Raw genomic sequence first — 16,245 nt, 5'->3', positions numbered from 1 at the left:
CGAGCTGAATGCTTACAGCGAGCCGACAGGCTGACATTTTTACTAAAAAGTGTCGCCAACTCAGTGGCTTTTGTTATCTAAACGTGATTATTATGTAACGATTGATATCCGCTAATGCTGTGCGTTTTTACGCGTGGGGAGAGGTCATGGAAAAGACGAATAATAGGATAATTCTGGCAGCGATTTCAGCCTTGTGTGTCTCGTCAAATGTTGGGGCGATGGGGCAATTTATTGATCCCAAAGATGGAATGTTTGATGCGAGTAAATGGGTGCTGGATAACGCCGTGGGTTTTATGCCAGTGCCCATCATTATTACTGACCCAGCCGTTGGCGCTGGTGGTGGTGCCGCGCTACTGTTTTTCCATGAATCTGAGAAGCGCAAACAGCTTAGAGAAGAGAACCCCGACGAAGTGGTGGGTTTGCCGCCAAGTGTCACGGCAGTAGCAGCGGCGGCAACCGAGAATGGCTCTTGGCTAACTGGCGCATTCCATTTTGGTTCATGGCAAGAGGATACTTGGCGCTACCAAGGTGGTTTGTTCTATGGCTCTTTCAACCTCAAATATTACGTTGTCGATACCCCGTTTGATTTTAATATCGATGGTCTCTATTTCATGCAGGATATTGACTACCGAGTCGCCGGCAGCAATTGGTTTGTTGGTGCCAAGTACTCGATTCTTTCTTCAAAAAGTACGTTCGATTTAGGCGGCTCGATCCCAAATATTCCGCCAATCGATTTTGATTTAGAGGACGCAGGTGTCGAGCTCAAGGTTACTTATGACAGTCGGGATACCATCTTTACGCCTAATGACGGGCTAAAAGCTAAGCTAAGTGCCGACTTCCACAATACGGCATTTGGTGGCGACGTCGACTACGCAAAAGCTCGTGCACAGGTGAACTACTTCGCACCCGTCCGAGATGATCTCATTATCGGCGTCAGAGGGGATTACCAAACGGTTACCGATGATGCGCCATACTACGCCAGACCTTTTATTAATATGCGCGGCATTGCGGCCATGCGCTACCAAGGACAGGATATGGCATTGGCTGAGCTCGAAGCGCGCTATGACATCACACCTCGTTGGTCAATCATCGGATTTACTGGAACCGGTAAAGCCATTGAAGATGGACAAAGCTTCTCCGATGCAGAGTATCAAAGTGTCGTCGGTGGCGGCTTCCGATATTTGGTCGCAAGACAGCTTAATATGCGGGTAGGTGTGGATGCTGCGAAAGGTCCAGAGGAGTGGGCGTATTACATTACTGTCGGGCATGCGTGGCAGCTGTGATTGAATAAAACAAAGGCTGGAGTCATCCAGCCTTTGTTCTCTAATGTGAGTAATTACTTACGTTTAAACAACAGAGTAGCGAATGCTAACATCAAGGTCACAATGATACTTGCCGCACAATAATCCACAACCGATACAAAACCTCCAGCGTCGATGAGCTGACCTGCAATGTAAGTACCTACTCCGAAGCCAATCGCCATCGCAAACATCAGAATGCCCTGGGTCAAAGCTGGAGAGCTTGGGCTTAGCTCTTCTGCAATCGCTGGAATGACCATATCAAACCAAGAGATCGCTTGCATGAGTAGTACTATTAACAAGATAGGAACAAGGCTTGGAATATTGGTGCCTATTGCTAACCACAGACCTATCGAGGTTACTGCATAGCAAGCCAGTGACACCATCCAAATGATATAAGGGCTGCTTTTTTCTGCGAGGCGACCAGCTGGCTCAAGGAGTACCATGGTTAATACCGCGGAGCCTGCGAGACCAAAGGCAGAGTGTCCAAGATCGACGTTAAACACTTCTTTGATGATGATAGGTCCAGTTTCCATCAAGTTACTGGCAGTAAACATGGAAATGAACACGGTTGCCAAGAACATCACAAATGCGATTGCAGTGCGCTTGTTGCTTTTCTTTGTCAGTGATTCATCGTCGCTTTGCTTTTCAGCCTCAGGCACTTTGACTTTCGGTGGCGGTGCAATAAATACAGTAACAATAGAAATACAGACCAATACCATGAGCATCAGCAGCTTTTGTTCACTAGTCCAACCTAATAGGCTGACAATCCCGAGGAGCGAGCCTGCAATCACCACGCCCAAGAACTGGAACTGAAATAGGCGACTCAGCCCACGTGCTTGCTCGTTTTCTGGAAGAGAGTTAAGAACAAATGTCGGGTTCAGTACCAATTGAGAGACCGTACCGATACCTATAGTCAGTCCAACCAACAGGTAAGTGTAGATTTCCGTCTGCGCAAAGTAGAGCAACACCAGTGAAAATAGGTGCGAGAATAGCGCTACTTTTTGCATCTGGCGGTGGATACCATATTTATCGGCGAGCCAACCAATGAGTGGTGCGCTGATTCCAAACAGGCCAATCAGAGACATTACGCTGCCCATAAGAGCGCCGCTGCCTGTGCGTTCGATAATAAGCGGTGTCAGCATCAGGGCGATGCCCGCCCACTGAACCACCCCGTTTGACATCTGTGCGATGTACCAAGGTTTAAAAGTTTTCATGGAGTGTTCCCCAAATTAAAGACCCTAAGGTCAAAACGAAATGAAATTGCGATAGCTAAAAGCACTGGGAAACGCTCTTATTTATCGAAACTCGGTTTACGGCAAAAAGTATATGGGAGGCGATTTACGTTGAGCAGTGTGTAACCCGTTGTTACTTAAGCGGAGAAAGTAAGTTACTGAGCCTTTGAACGGTTAGTCAGTTGCTTGAGGAAACTAGTGATTGAGAATCGAAGCCAGATCGGTGAAAATAGCGCCCATTATTTTTTCGACGCCTTCGAGTAGTGGTTGAGCCAATACTCTCAAACGCTATTCTACAAACCAAGAAGATCGAGATTCATGTCAAATCCTCAATTTCAGCAAGAAGTTTCTAAGCGCAGAACTTTTGCGATCATCTCTCACCCGGATGCGGGTAAAACCACCATTACTGAAAAAGTACTGTTATTCGGAAATGCGATTCAGAAAGCAGGCACAGTAAAAGGCCGTGGCAGTGCTCAGCACGCGAAATCGGACTGGATGGAAATGGAAAAAGAGCGTGGTATCTCGGTAACAACCTCCGTGATGCAGTTCCCATACAACGACTGCTTGGTTAATCTTCTTGATACCCCAGGGCACGAAGACTTCTCGGAAGATACCTACCGTACACTGACGGCGGTTGACTCTTGCTTGATGGTTATTGACGCTGCGAAAGGTGTCGAGGATCGTACTCGTAAACTGATGGAAGTTACCCGCCTTCGCGATACGCCTATCGTTACCTTCATGAACAAACTTGACCGTGACGTTCGTGACCCAATGGAAGTATTGGACGAAGTCGAAAGCGAACTGGGCATGATGTGTGCGCCAATCTCTTGGCCAATCGGTTGTGGTAAAGAGTTTAAAGGTGTCTATCACATCCACCGTGACGAAACGATTCTTTATGAATCTGGCCACGGTCACGAAATCCAAGAAGTACGCATCATCAAAGGTCTTGATAACCCAGATCTTGATGAAGCTGTGGGCGCTGATCTTGCTGAAAGCGTGCGTGAAGAGCTTGAGCTAGTAATGGGCGCATGCCCTGAGTTTGATCTTGAGTCATTCCTAAAAGGTGAATTAACGCCAGTGTACTTCGGTACCGCTCTTGGTAACTTCGGCGTTGACCACATGCTAGATGGTCTGACTAAGTGGGCACCAGCACCACAAACACGTCAAGCGAACGAGCGCGACGTTGAAGCAACAGAAGACAAGTTCTCTGGTTTCGTGTTCAAGATCCAAGCAAACATGGATCCTAAACACCGTGACCGTATTGCCTTCATGCGTATCGTATCGGGTACCTACAAGCAAGGTATGAAGATGAACCACGTTCGTACCGGTAAAAACGTCAGTATCTCTGACGCAGTCACCTTTATGGCGGGTGACCGTGCGCGCGCAGAAAATGCGTACGCAGGTGATATTATCGGTCTTCACAACCACGGCACTATCCAGATTGGTGACACCTTCACTCAAGGTGAATCACTGAAGTTCTCTGGTATTCCAAACTTCGCACCGGAACTGTTCCGTCGTATCCGCCTAAAAGATCCATTGAAGCAGAAACAGCTACTGAAAGGTCTGGTTCAGCTATCTGAAGAGGGTGCAGTACAGGTATTCCGTCCGCTGCAAAACAACGATCTGATCGTTGGTGCGGTTGGTGTGCTTCAGTTTGACGTGGTTGTTGCGCGTCTGAAATCTGAGTACAACGTTGAAGCGATCTACGAGAGCGTTAACGTTGCGACAGCACGCTGGATTGAGTGTGACGACGATAAGAAGCTCGAAGAGTTCAAGCGTAAGAACCAAACCAACCTAGCGTTGGATGGTGGCGACAACCTAAGCTATGTTGCACCAACTATGGTAAACCTAAACCTAGCGCAAGAACGTTTCCCGGATATTAAGTTCCGCGCGACGCGTGAGCATTAATGCTGGTTGATTGAATGGGAAAGCCGCTCGGGAGAGCGGCTTTTTTTTGTTTGGTGTGTGGGTTTTTAAGAGCTTACCCCCTCTAGCTCCCCCTTATTAAGGGGGAGAACCACTGCTCGTTACTAACGTAACATTGCTCTTTTTATAAGGCGATGCGCAGCGAGCCTTTGGTTCCTCCCCTTTATAAGGGGAGGTTAGGAGGGGTAAAAACGCGAAGCGTTAGCTACTCACGCTCCTTAGTATAAGGCACCCCAATCGCCTTAGGCGCCACCGCCTTACCAATAAACCCAGCCAACAAGAACACCGTCAACACATACGGAATCGCTTCAATTGCCTGAACTGGAATTGGGAAGTCACCAATCGACACCCCCTGCATACGAATCGCCAATGCATCCAAGAAGCCAAACAGCAAACAGGCACCCATTGCCGTAAACGGACGCCACTTACCAAAGATCAGCGCCGCCAGAGCCATATAGCCCTTACCTGCGCTCATGTTAGGAATGAACTGCGCCGTTTGTGCCACCGATAAGTAAACACCGCCGATACCTACCAGCACACCACAAATAGCGACCGCAGCGTAGCGCATACGAACTACTGATATACCTGCGGTATCAACGGCTGATGGCGATTCACCCACAGCGCGTAGACGAAGTCCAAAGCGCGTCTTAAACAGTAGGTACCAACAAGCTGGTACGATGAAGACCACCATGTAAACCAGAATCGAGTGGCCGCTGATAAGCTCTGAATAGAGCAGACCAAGCACAGGCACATCCGCTACCGCATCCGCACCCGGGAAGGTGATAGGCGCAAATCGCGCATCGCCTGAAAGTGCTGGTGTTTGACCACCTTGCTGGAACCAGTGACGACCAAGCGTAATGGTGAGGCCTGCCGCGAGGATATTGATTGCCATACCACTGACGACTTGATCGCCGCGGTGGGTGATCGAGGCAAAACCGTGGAGCAGGGCAAGTAATACCGATACGCCAATACCAGCAAACAGACCAAGCCAAGCGGAGCCTGTGACATGTGCTGTCGCAGCACCCGCAAATGCTGCCGCCAGAAGCTTACCTTCTAGGGCAATATTAACGATGCCCGAGCGTTCACAAAACATGCCAGCAAGCGAGGCAAGGATAAGCGGGGTTGCCACACGTAGCGTGGCATCAAGCATGAGAATAATCGTTTCAAACATAATCAAGCGACTCCTTTCTCTGCTTGTTGCTCAGCTTGTTTTTTGCCGAACAGTTTGAGGTAGGTTCTCTCTAGAGAAGGGCGGAACATGTGCTCAAGAGCGCCAGAGAATAGAATCACCAAGCCTTGGAGTACCACAACGATGTTTCGGTCTACACCGTACTCAAAGCTCAGCTCTGCACCACCTTGGTATAGGAAGCCGAACAATAAGCTTGCCAGTAATACCCCAACTGGGTGGTTGCGACCCATGAGCGCGACAGCGATACCGGTAAAGCCAAAGCCTTCAACGAAGTTTAGCTTGATCTGGTGTAGCTCACCTTGAAGTACGTTCAGACCAAAGAAGCCCGCCAGCATACCCGAGATAAGCATGGTCAAGATGATGATCTTTACATACTTAATCCCTGCGTAGTTGGCTGCCGATGGGTTAGAGCCAACAGAGCGGATCTCGTAACCCCAGCGTGAGTGCCACATCAGTAGCCACACAAATACACAGCACAACAGAGCAAAGATAAAGCTCAGGTTCATTGGGCTTGGCGCCATCTCAATCCCAACGACCGCGAGGATCTCATGCATCTTTGGTAGCCAACTTGAAGCTGCAAAGACCCGGCTTTCTGTTGCCATTGTCGTTTCTGGCTTGAGGATATCAACCAACAAGTACGCCATCAAAGAAGAGGCGATAAAGTTAAACATGATGGTGGTGATAACAATGTGTGAGCCGCGCTTGGCTTGCAGATAAGCAGGGATAAATGCCCACGCTGCGCCAAATAGGCCGCCGACAACAATTGCTACCGGAAACACAATGTACCAAGGCGCATATTCGCCTAAGGTGAGACAGATAAGACCGACACCGAGGCCGCCAATGTAGGCCTGACCTTCGCCACCGATGTTAAACAGACCCGCGTGAAACGCGACGGCGACAGCAAGACCGGTAAAGATAAAGCCTGTGGCGTAATACATGGTGTAGCCAAAGCCTTCGGCGTAACCAAAGGCACCCGTCCACATCACTTTTGCAGCATCAATCGGATTGATGTCGATATACATAAACAGCAGGGCAGACACTAGGAATGCCACCAACACGTTAATCGCTGGTAGCAGAGCCACGGTTACCCAAGCTGGAACTTTTGCTTGGCTCATGCACTTTCTCCTTGTGGCTGATTAGCCGCTGCCGATTTTAGGTGGTCAGGCATAATGTTTGCCATCATCAGACCTAAGGTTTTCTCATCGGCATCTTTGATTGAGACTTCGCCGACAATCGCGCCATCGAACACGACAAGGATACGGTCAGAAAGGCTCAAGATTTCATCGAGCTCTACCGAGACTAAAAGCACTGCCTTATCTGCGTCGCGAGCAGCGATGATTTGCTGGTGGATGTATTCAATGGCGCCGATATCAACACCACGCGTCGGCTGTCCGACCAAAAGCACATCCGGGTTTTGTTCCATTTCACGGGCAATCACTAGCTTTTGCTGATTACCACCGGAGAAGTTAGCGGTTTTCAAAGTCGTGTCGTTGGGGCGCACATCCCACTTATCCATGCTCGCCTGACAGCTCTCCTTGATGGCCTGCTTGTCTTGCAGAAGACCTTTGTTGTATTGCGGCAGGTGATGGTAGCCGAGGATATAGGCCTCTTGCGCCTCGAACTTGTTGATGAGTCCTTGCTTGTGGCGATCTTCAGGAATATGACCCACGCCGATCGCGCGAACCTGCTGCGGATCAAGCACCGTGTGCTTATCGATGTGGCTGCCGTTAATGTCAATGCTGCCCGAATAAGGCTGGATGATGCCGGAAAGCAGGGCGAGGATCTCGGATTGACCGTTGCCTGATACGCCAGCAATACCGACGACTTCACCTTGGCGCACGCCAAAGCTCACGCTTTTCACACGCTCGACACCTGCGTCATCAAAGTACTGTAAGTTATCGACTTTAATCAGCTCTTTCTTCGGATTGGCCTCTGACTTATCGACTTTAAGACGAACTTTGCGTCCTACCATCAGCTCAGCCAGTTGCTCTTTATTGGTGTCGGCGGTCACTACATGTTCCACCATCGCCCCCTGGCGCATGACGGAGATATTATCGGTGATCGCTAATACTTCACGCAGTTTGTGCGTGATGATCATAATGGTGGTGCCTTGCTGACGAAGTTTGTCGAGGATCTTAAACAGGTGATCCGCTTCTTGAGGTGTCAGCACGCCCGTTGGTTCATCGAGGATCAAGATCTTCGCGCCGCGATAGAGCGCCTTTAAGATCTCCACTCGCTGCTGAAGACCTACCGGAAGCTCGCCAACAATGGCATCTAAAGGGACTTCCAAGCCATAATCTTCGGCCAGTGCCTTGAGTTTCTTCTTAGCTTTGCCAAGACTTTCTTGTAGCTTCCATCCATCTTCAGCGCCGAGAACAATGTTCTCGAGTACGGTAAAAGTCTCCACCAACATAAAGTGTTGGTGCACCATGCCGATGCCTGCCTTGATCGCTTCTTGAGAGTTCGCCGGCTTATAACGTTCGCCATTGACGGTCATCTCGCCTGCATCTGCGTGGTAAAAACCGTAAATAATACTCATAAGAGTGGACTTGCCTGCACCATTTTCACCAATGATGCCGTGAATCGTGCCTTGTGGAACTTTCAGGTCGATATACTTGTTGGCGTGCACCGCACCAAATCGCTTATCGATCTGCTTGAGTTCGATGGCAATAGATTGTCCATGTGTCACTAGATACTGCCTTATAATTATACGCCGCTGTTTTTAGGCAGCGGCGTTGTTATATTTGAACCTAGGTTATTGATAAATAAACCTAACCTAGGTTTTCATTCTGAGTGTAATGAGTTTAGATGTTACACGTGTTGTCAGACATGTAGTCGTGAACGGCGATCTTGCCTGATACGATGTCAGCTTTAAGGCCGTCTAGGTACTCTTTCATTTCTGGAGTGATCAGATCTTTGTTGTAGTCATCGTATGCCCACTCAACCGCACCTTCTTTAAGGCCAAGAACCTTGATGCCTGCTTCCCAGTTACCTTGCTCTGCTTCTTCCCATGTGTTGTAAGCCGCAACGCCTACTTTCTTAACCATTGACGTCAGCATAGTGCCTGGTTGTAGGTGGTTTTGGTTTGAGTCAACACCGATAGCGAAGTTGCCCGCATCTTTCGCTGCTTGGTAAACACCCATACCTGTGCCGCCTGCTGCTGCGTAGATAACGTCCGCGCCTTTAGAGAATTGTGATTTCGCAAGCTCAGAGCCTTTTGCTGGATCAGCAAACGCTGCTGGTGTCGAGCCAGTCATGTTTTGGAAGGTTTCGATCTGTGGGTTTGCGTATTTCGCACCTTGGCGGTAGCCACACTCAAACTTACGAATTAGCGGAATGTCCATGCCACCTACGAAGCCAACCTTCGCGGTTTTCGATGCTTTAGCGGCAAGTGCGCCGACTAGGAATGAACCTTCATGCTCTTTAAATACAATAGATTGCACGTTTGGTTTATCAACCACCATGTCGATGATCGTGAATTGAATATCTGGGAACTCAGTGGCAACCTTTTCTACCGCTGAAGCCATGTTGAAGCCAACAGCAACAATTGGTGTGAATCCACGGCTTGCCAAACGGCGAAGACCTTGTTCGCGCTGTGCTTCGTTCTGTGGTTCAAATTCACGTACCTTAATGCCTTTATCTGCATTGAAGACTTTTACACCATTTTGGAACACGGCTTCGTTGAATGATTTGTCGAATTTACCGGCTGTATCGTAAACCACTGCGGGTTTTGCTGCGAATGCACCAAATGAAGTAACTGCCACTGCGAGTGCAGACATTTTTAGAATAGTTTTTTTCACGATCAATTCCCTTATAGTGTCGAATGATGGGGCATCATTGACGATTCGATAGGCTAGGCGTATCCAAAATAACTTGCCTAGAAAGTAGTCGTTTGTAAAAACATGATCTGGCCAGCCACAAGCAAACCGAACAGTTTACAAACAATGCGTGCCATTTTATCGTTTGCTTGTGCAAAAAAAACGCTTTGCATGGCAGCATTGAGGTATAAGTCACAACTTAGTGACAAAACTCTAACTATTGCAGCTATCCTTTGTATAGCGAGGCGCGACGCGCTAAATGCTGCAATCGATTACACCTTTTTTTTGGAGTCATGATGTTGAAGTTAATGAAGAAATGGCTAAAGAAGTATGACGAATGGTGTGCCTCTCTCGGTCTCACTCCAGAGAACAAACGCAGCTGCGTTCCATACAAAAAAGAGCCCAACCGCGATGATAGATAGCCACTGTCATCTCGATCTGCTTGCGGATAAAAAAGAGATCCAACAGGTACTTCTCGATGCGAAGAGCGCTGGTGTACAGAAAATTGTTGTCCCTGGGATCAATGAAGCGAATTGGGAGCGAATTAGAAAGCTCTCGACAGGCTACGACCAGATCTATTATGCATTAGGCTTTCATCCGCAGTTTTTGGATGGTGTTACGAAAAGCAGTCTCGAGCGACTCGCTCAACGGGTTGAGGAACAGGTTCCGGAAAAATGTGTGGCGATTGGCGAGTGCGGGCTCGACTTTTATCACGGTCGTGAAGATGAAGCTTTTCAAAAGCAAGTTCTAGAAGCTCAGATAACGTTAGCCAACCACTGCAAGTTGCCAGTATTACTCCATTGTCGAAAGGCTCATCAAGACCTTGTGGTATTACTTAAACAAACTCAGCCGAAATATGGCGGAGTTGTACATGGCTTTAGTGGCAGTCTGCAACAAGCGATGGACTTCGTAAAACTGGGTTTAAAAATTGGCGTAGGCGGTGTCATTACCTACGAAAGAGCAAAGAAAACACGCGCGACGATAGCGGCTTTGCCTTTGGAAAGTTTGTTAATAGAAACAGACGCTCCTGATATGCCATTAAGTGGTTATCAGGGCAGTCCTAATGAGCCTAAAATGATAAGTTTGGTGCTATCTTCTTTAATTGAGTTGAGAAATGAATCCGAGCAAACGGTTGCCTCACAATTGGATGTCAATGGCAAATCTACGTTTAATTTTTGTGATTAAAATTTACTTAAATTGTGAATTCGAAAACGTTTGCAGAGTCTATTTGTGATATTTATCACAAATCTCAGTGTATCTCCCATGTGTTCAGAACGAAAGTGTGAGGGGGGTACTACTTTCTTTTCTGTGGGTTTGTATAATCGCCCCCGCTTTTGAGCTTCAATTTTTGTTACACGCCAAATTTATTATATAAGGAAGTCATAAACTATGAGCCTGTTTATGAGCCTGGTTGGTATGGTAGTGCTTATTGCTATCGCAGTACTACTATCGGATAACCGCAAAGCTATTAATATCAGAACTGTGGCTGGCGCATTTGCTATCCAATTTGCACTAGGTGCATTCGTTCTTTACGTACCTTGGGGTCAAGAGATCCTACGTAGCTTCTCTGACGCTGTATCTAGCGTGATTAACTACGGTAACGACGGTACGTCATTCCTATTCGGTGGTCTTGTTTCTGACAAGATGTTTGAAGTATTCGGCGGCGGCGGTTTCATCTTCGCTTTCCGTGTACTACCTACACTAATCTTTTTCTCTGCGCTAATTTCTGTACTTTACTACCTAGGTGTAATGCAGTGGGTTATCAAGATTCTTGGTGGCGGTCTGCAAAAAGCGCTAGGTACATCTCGTGCGGAATCTATGTCAGCAGCAGCTAACATTTTCGTAGGTCAAACCGAAGCACCTCTAGTTGTACGTCCTTTCGTACCTAAGATGACTCAATCTGAGTTATTCGCTGTAATGTGTGGTGGTCTAGCTTCTATCGCTGGTGGTGTACTTGCAGGTTACGCTTCTATGGGCGTGCCAATCGAGTACCTAGTAGCAGCATCTTTCATGGCAGCACCTGGTGGTCTTCTATTTGCTAAGATCATCAAGCCAGAAACAGACGAGCCAGTAGAACAACTACACAGCATGCAAGCTGAAGGTGAAGACAAGCCAGCTAACGTTATCGACGCAGCAGCGGGCGGTGCATCAGCAGGTCTTCAACTAGCGCTGAACGTAGGTGCAATGCTAATCGCATTCATCGGTCTAATCGCTCTAGTTAACGGTATGCTTGGCGGCATCGGTGGCTGGGTTGGTATGCCTGAACTACGTCTAGAATTGATTCTAGGTTGGATCTTCTCACCACTAGCATTCCTACTAGGTGTGCCATGGTCTGAAGCGACAATTGCTGGTGAGTTCATCGGTATGAAGACGGTTGCGAACGAATTCGTAGCATACGCGAACTTCGCACCATACCTAGGTGACGCAGCGCCAGTTGTTCTTTCTGAGAAAACTAAAGCAATCATCTCATTCGCTCTATGTGGTTTTGCGAACCTTTCTTCTATCGCAATCCTACTAGGTGGTCTGGGTAGCCTTGCACCTAAGCGTCGCGGTGATATCGCTCGCATGGGTGTGAAAGCAGTAATCGCAGGTACGCTATCTAACTTGATGGCAGCAACGATTGCTGGTTTCTGTCTAAGCCTTGCTGGCATGTAATTGCTCGCGTTAAGGTAATTAGTATATAGACGCCGTATTAAATCGCCCCGTAGCAAGAAATTGCTGCGGGGCTTTTTTGGTTTTTGGGGGCCAGAAAACCTCAATAGTCCTTTTGGGATAAGGGATGAATGATGGACAACGGAACTTTTTTGAGATACAAACCGTTTGCGTTTTAATCGGTACTACCGTTTTTGAGATCACTCCTATACTGTATAGGCTACTCAGTAACTCATCGTGTGTTTAAGGTAATGACACAGACAATTGATGAGTTATTCAGCCAGAGCCAGTTCTCACCACAGATAGGAATCAGGTGATCTAAACGAGCAGGTACTGTGCGGTGACAGGGATAGCAATTGGTGAGGCAGCGAGTTTGTCGAGCCGAGTCTTCAAGGAACCAAGTCCGTTCATTTATTGCTGACGTGTTTGTCAGGTAATTAATTGAATATATTGACCGGAGATAGAAATGAGCGATTTAAAATCAGCAGCTCTACGTGCACTAAAACTTATGGATCTAACCACGTTAAATGACGACGACACTAACGAGAAAGTGATCGCACTATGTCATGACGCGAAAACGGCTGTGGGTAACACAGCTGCGATCTGTATTTACCCTCGCTTTATTCCTATTGCTAAGAAAACCCTTCGTGATCAAGGTACACCAGATGTACGTATCGCGACGGTAACCAACTTCCCACACGGTAACGACGACATTGAAATCGCAGTAGCAGAAACCAAGGCTGCAGTTGCTTACGGCGCAGATGAAGTAGACGTGGTGTTCCCATACCGCGCACTTATCGCTGGCAACGAAGAAGTAGGTTTCGAGCTAGTGAAACAGTGTAAAGAAGCGTGTGGCGATATTCTTCTGAAAGTTATTATCGAAACCGGTGAGCTAAAAGAAGAAGCACTTATCAAGAAAGCATCAGAAATCTGTATCAAAGCAGGTGCTGACTTCATTAAAACCTCTACAGGTAAAGTGCCAGTCAACGCGACTCCAGAGTACGCTCGCATGATGCTAGAAGTGATTCGCGATATGGGCGTTGCTAAGACCGTTGGTTTCAAACCAGCTGGTGGCGTGCGCACTGCGGAAGACGCGGCTGCTTACCTAGCAATGGCAGACGAAATCCTAGGCGCAGACTGGGCAGACAACATGCACTACCGCTTTGGTGCATCAAGCCTACTGACCAACCTACTGAATACATTAGAAGTAACTGACGAAACTGCGGATCCTAGCGCGTACTAAGTTACTTTGCGGGATTTGGGGTTTCGCGATTGACCCCTCCTTGCCTCCCTTTATAAAGGGGAGGAACCACTGGCTCGCTAGCGCATCGCCCTATATTCAAAAATATAGGCGACGCGACGATAGGAGCGAGCCCGAGGTTCTCCCCCTAATATAGGGGGAGTTAGAGGGGGTATAAAACGCCTATCTAAACCATCCACACGCCCGCAACTTCTACCCTACACTTATTTTGTACTTCAGCACTTCGCTGTGGAGGCACTAATGTATTTACCTCAAGAGATAATTCGTAAAAAACGCGACGGTTATGAACTGAGCGCGGAAGAGATCAACTTCTTCATTCAAGGTGTTGCGAAAGACACGGTATCGGAAGGTCAAATTGCAGCATTTGCGATGACCATCTTCTTCAATGAAATGACCATGCCAGAGCGCATTGCGCTGACTTGTGCCATGCGTGATTCTGGCATGGTTATCGACTGGAGCCATATGAATTTTGGCGGTCCGATTGTCGATAAGCACTCAACCGGTGGCGTGGGGGATGTTACCTCACTAATGCTTGGTCCAATGATTGCGGCTTGTGGCGGCTTCGTTCCTATGATTTCAGGTCGTGGTCTTGGCCATACAGGCGGCACACTGGATAAGCTTGAAGCTATCCCAGGCTACAACATCACCCCGACCAATGAGGTATTTGGTGACGTAACGAAGGAGGCGGGTGTAGCCATCATCGGTCAAACCGGCGATCTTGCACCGGCTGATAAGCGCGTTTACGCGACACGTGACATCACGGCGACGGTTGACAACATTTCGCTTATTACAGCGTCTATTTTGTCGAAGAAGTTGGCTGCGGGCCTAGAGTCTCTAGTGATGGACGTAAAAGTCGGCTCTGGCGCCTTTATGCCAACCTACGAAGCATCAGAAGAGCTTGCAAACTCAATTGTTGCAGTGGCGAACGGCGCGGGTACAAATACAACTGCGATCCTTACCAATATGAACCAAGTATTGGCATCCTCGGCGGGCAATGCAGTGGAAGTGCGTGAAGCCGTACAGTTCTTGACTGGTGAATACCGCAACCCTCGCTTATACGAAGTGACGGTGGCTCTGTGCAGCGAGATGTTGGTACTTGGCAAGCTGGCAAGCGATACCGAGCAAGCGGAAGCGATGCTTAATGAGGTACTCAATAACGGCAAAGCCGCTGAGTGCTTTGGCAAGATGGTAAAAGGTTTAGGTGGTCCAGCAGACTTTGTTGCTAACTACGATAATTACCTAGAAAAGGCAGAGATCGTTAAGCCAGTGTTCGCTGATGTTGACGGTATCGTCTCAGCTATGGACACCCGTGCGATTGGCATGGCTGTCGTTGGTATGGGCGGTGGACGTCGCGTAGCAACAGATACTATCGATTATGCGGTTGGATTCGATCAATTCATCAAACTTGGTGAAAAGGCAAGTGCAGACAAGCCACTTGCTGTTATTCATGCTCGCAATGAAGCGCAGTGGCAAGAAGCCGCAGACGCGCTTAAAGCCGCCATCACCGTTGGTGATACAGTTTATACAGAAACCCCTTGTGTATACCGCCATATTCGTGCGGAAGATCTAGCATAAGGGTGGAGAGAAGTTATGAAACGTGCATTTATTTTAGTTCTAGATTCTTTCGGTATTGGCGCAACAGCGGATGCCGATAAGTTTGGTGATGTGGGCTCAGATACCATGGGTCATATTGCTGAGCAGTGTGCGAAAGGTCTGGCAGACAACGAACAACGTAGCGGTGAGTTGAAGTTGCCAAATCTATCCAAGTTAGGCTTGGCTATGGCCCATAAAGAGTCAACGGGCGCACTTGCAGCCGGTTTGCGTGATGACGTCGAGGTCATTGGTGCTTACGGCCACGCTGCTGAACTGTCTTCGGGCAAAGATACACCATCTGGCCACTGGGAAATTGCCGGTGTACCAGTATTGTTTGATTGGGGTTACTTCACAGACAAAGAGAACAGCTTCCCTAAAGAGCTAACAGATCGCATTTTAGAGCGTGCAGGTATTGACGGCTTCCTTGGTAACTGCCATGCCTCTGGTACTCAGGTTTTGGATGATCTTGGTGAAGAGCATATGAAGACAGGGCAACCTATCTTCTATACCTCTGCGGACTCGGTATTCCAGATTGCATGTCACGAAGAGACATTTGGCTTAGAACGCCTGCTTGAGCTTTGTCAGATCGCTCGTGAAGAGCTTGAAGACTACAACATCGGTCGTGTTATCGCTCGTCCATTTATTGGTCCTGGTAAAGGTCAATTTGAGCGTACTGGTAACCGTCGCGACCTTTCTGTCGAACCGCCAGCACCAACTGTGCTGTCTAAACTGGTTGATGAAAAGCAAGGTCAGGTCGTGTCGATCGGTAAGATTGCTGATATCTATGCGAACTGTGGCATCACTAAGAAAGTGAAGGCGACAGGCATTCCAGCACTGTTTGAAGCAACCAAAGAGCAGATCAAAGAAGCGGGTGATAACACGATTGTTTTCACTAACTTCGTCGATTTTGATTCAGCGTACGGTCACCGCCGCGATGTTGCCGGTTATGCTGCGGCGCTGGAATACTTTGATTCTCGCATTCACGAAGTGATCGAGTTAATGCAAGAAGACGACGTGCTGATTCTGACGGCAGACCACGGCTGTGATCCAACATGGCAAGGTACCGACCACACTCGCGAGCATATCCCAGTTATCGTCTATGGTGAGAAAGTACCTGCAGGTTCTTTGGGGCTACGTGAAAGCTTTGCTGATATTGGTCAAAGTCTTGCGAGCTACTTTGGTACATCCTCAATGGACTACGGAAAGAACTTCCTGTAATGACAGTAAGTTAAGAGCAAGTTAGCTTGCTCTTAACTCGTTTAAACCATTTTTC

The 16,245-nt window shown here is 48.1% G+C and carries 13 protein-coding genes; 8 read left to right on the top strand and 5 right to left on the bottom strand.

The window, feature by feature from the left end; all coding sequences use genetic code 11:
* Positions 1-146 precede the first annotated feature (146 nt).
* Positions 147-1,283 carry a BamA/TamA family outer membrane protein gene (locus J4N45_RS15480; RefSeq protein ID WP_252012343.1) on the top strand — a complete coding sequence of 379 codons (1,137 nt, stop codon included), beginning with the start codon at positions 147-149 and terminating at the stop codon, positions 1,281-1,283.
* A 53-nt stretch (positions 1,284-1,336) separates the two neighbouring features.
* Here J4N45_RS15480 and J4N45_RS15475 read toward each other — a convergent pair whose 3' ends face one another.
* Positions 1,337-2,515 carry an MFS transporter gene (locus J4N45_RS15475; protein ID WP_252012341.1) on the bottom strand — a complete coding sequence of 393 codons (1,179 nt, stop codon included), beginning with the start codon at positions 2,513-2,515 and terminating at the stop codon, positions 1,337-1,339.
* A gap of 336 nt (positions 2,516-2,851) precedes the next feature.
* Between J4N45_RS15475 and prfC the strand changes: the two genes are divergently transcribed.
* Positions 2,852-4,441 (top strand): peptide chain release factor 3, encoded by a 1,590-nt coding sequence (gene prfC, locus J4N45_RS15470; protein ID WP_252012339.1) that lies wholly within the window; start codon positions 2,852-2,854, stop codon positions 4,439-4,441.
* A 223-nt stretch (positions 4,442-4,664) separates the two neighbouring features.
* Here the strand turns inward: prfC and J4N45_RS15465 are convergent, their stop codons facing one another.
* The 4 genes from J4N45_RS15465 to J4N45_RS15450 all read right to left on the bottom strand — a co-directional run bounded on the left by J4N45_RS15465 (position 4,665) and on the right by J4N45_RS15450 (position 9,448).
* Positions 4,665-5,630 (bottom strand): ABC transporter permease, encoded by a 966-nt coding sequence (locus tag J4N45_RS15465; RefSeq protein ID WP_042473613.1) that lies wholly within the window; start codon positions 5,628-5,630, stop codon positions 4,665-4,667.
* 2 nt (positions 5,631-5,632) lie between these two features.
* The gene (locus J4N45_RS15460) at positions 5,633-6,763 is read right to left on the bottom strand and encodes an ABC transporter permease (RefSeq protein ID WP_252012337.1); all 1,131 of its coding nucleotides are present in this window, start codon (positions 6,761-6,763) and stop codon (positions 5,633-5,635) included.
* The gene (locus J4N45_RS15455; RefSeq protein WP_234495263.1) at positions 6,760-8,337 is read right to left on the bottom strand and encodes an ABC transporter ATP-binding protein; all 1,578 of its coding nucleotides are present in this window, start codon (positions 8,335-8,337) and stop codon (positions 6,760-6,762) included. The genes J4N45_RS15460 and J4N45_RS15455 overlap by 4 nt, the downstream gene beginning before the upstream one ends.
* Before the next feature lie 115 nt (positions 8,338-8,452).
* Positions 8,453-9,448 carry a BMP family lipoprotein gene (locus J4N45_RS15450; RefSeq protein ID WP_197058735.1) on the bottom strand — a complete coding sequence of 332 codons (996 nt, stop codon included), beginning with the start codon at positions 9,446-9,448 and terminating at the stop codon, positions 8,453-8,455.
* 314 nt (positions 9,449-9,762) lie between these two features.
* Between J4N45_RS15450 and J4N45_RS15445 the strand changes: the two genes are divergently transcribed.
* The 6 genes from J4N45_RS15445 to J4N45_RS15420 all read left to right on the top strand — a co-directional run bounded on the left by J4N45_RS15445 (position 9,763) and on the right by J4N45_RS15420 (position 16,190).
* Positions 9,763-9,888 (top strand): DUF5363 family protein, encoded by a 126-nt coding sequence (locus J4N45_RS15445; protein WP_128648315.1) that lies wholly within the window; start codon positions 9,763-9,765, stop codon positions 9,886-9,888.
* A complete protein-coding gene (locus J4N45_RS15440) occupies positions 9,878-10,651 on the top strand; it encodes a TatD family hydrolase (protein ID WP_252012335.1) in 774 nt (257 codons plus the stop codon). The genes J4N45_RS15445 and J4N45_RS15440 overlap by 11 nt, the downstream gene beginning before the upstream one ends.
* Before the next feature lie 204 nt (positions 10,652-10,855).
* Positions 10,856-12,121, top strand: coding sequence for a NupC/NupG family nucleoside CNT transporter (locus tag J4N45_RS15435; RefSeq protein WP_252012333.1), 1,266 nt, complete (start codon positions 10,856-10,858; stop codon positions 12,119-12,121).
* A 463-nt stretch (positions 12,122-12,584) separates the two neighbouring features.
* Positions 12,585-13,361 carry a deoxyribose-phosphate aldolase gene (gene deoC, locus J4N45_RS15430; RefSeq protein WP_252012331.1) on the top strand — a complete coding sequence of 259 codons (777 nt, stop codon included), beginning with the start codon at positions 12,585-12,587 and terminating at the stop codon, positions 13,359-13,361.
* 258 nt (positions 13,362-13,619) lie between these two features.
* On the top strand, positions 13,620-14,954 hold the full coding sequence (gene deoA / locus J4N45_RS15425; protein WP_252012329.1) for a thymidine phosphorylase: 1,335 nt from the start codon (positions 13,620-13,622) through the stop codon (positions 14,952-14,954).
* Between the two features lie 15 nt (positions 14,955-14,969).
* Positions 14,970-16,190 carry a phosphopentomutase gene (locus J4N45_RS15420; protein ID WP_128648299.1) on the top strand — a complete coding sequence of 407 codons (1,221 nt, stop codon included), beginning with the start codon at positions 14,970-14,972 and terminating at the stop codon, positions 16,188-16,190.
* The last annotated feature ends 55 nt before the right edge of the window (positions 16,191-16,245 follow it).

Origin of the sequence: Vibrio sp. SCSIO 43140, assembly GCF_023716585.1 — a bacterium.
Taxonomy (GTDB): Bacteria; Pseudomonadota; Gammaproteobacteria; order Enterobacterales; family Vibrionaceae; genus Vibrio; species Vibrio maritimus_B.
The sequence above is the reverse complement of the archived record's forward strand: the minus strand, read 5'-3'. Positions and strand labels throughout refer to the sequence as shown.

Excerpts from the sequence above, each read along its gene's own strand:
- J4N45_RS15435 (WP_252012333.1), top strand. The coding sequence starts at position 10,856 with ATGAGCCTGTTTATGAGCCTGGTTGGTATGGTAGTGCTTATTGCTATC.
- J4N45_RS15445 (WP_128648315.1), top strand. The coding sequence starts at position 9,763 with ATGTTGAAGTTAATGAAGAAATGGCTAAAGAAGTATGACGAATGGTGT.
- deoA (WP_252012329.1), top strand. The coding sequence starts at position 13,620 with ATGTATTTACCTCAAGAGATAATTCGTAAAAAACGCGACGGTTATGAA.
- deoC (WP_252012331.1), top strand. The coding sequence starts at position 12,585 with ATGAGCGATTTAAAATCAGCAGCTCTACGTGCACTAAAACTTATGGAT.
- prfC (WP_252012339.1), top strand. The coding sequence starts at position 2,852 with ATGTCAAATCCTCAATTTCAGCAAGAAGTTTCTAAGCGCAGAACTTTT.
- J4N45_RS15480 (WP_252012343.1), top strand. The coding sequence starts at position 147 with ATGGAAAAGACGAATAATAGGATAATTCTGGCAGCGATTTCAGCCTTG.
- J4N45_RS15440 (WP_252012335.1), top strand. The coding sequence starts at position 9,878 with ATGATAGATAGCCACTGTCATCTCGATCTGCTTGCGGATAAAAAAGAG.
- J4N45_RS15420 (WP_128648299.1), top strand. The coding sequence starts at position 14,970 with ATGAAACGTGCATTTATTTTAGTTCTAGATTCTTTCGGTATTGGCGCA.
- J4N45_RS15465 (WP_042473613.1), bottom strand. The coding sequence starts at position 5,630 with ATGTTTGAAACGATTATTCTCATGCTTGATGCCACGCTACGTGTGGCA.
- J4N45_RS15460 (WP_252012337.1), bottom strand. The coding sequence starts at position 6,763 with ATGAGCCAAGCAAAAGTTCCAGCTTGGGTAACCGTGGCTCTGCTACCA.
- J4N45_RS15475 (WP_252012341.1), bottom strand. The coding sequence starts at position 2,515 with ATGAAAACTTTTAAACCTTGGTACATCGCACAGATGTCAAACGGGGTG.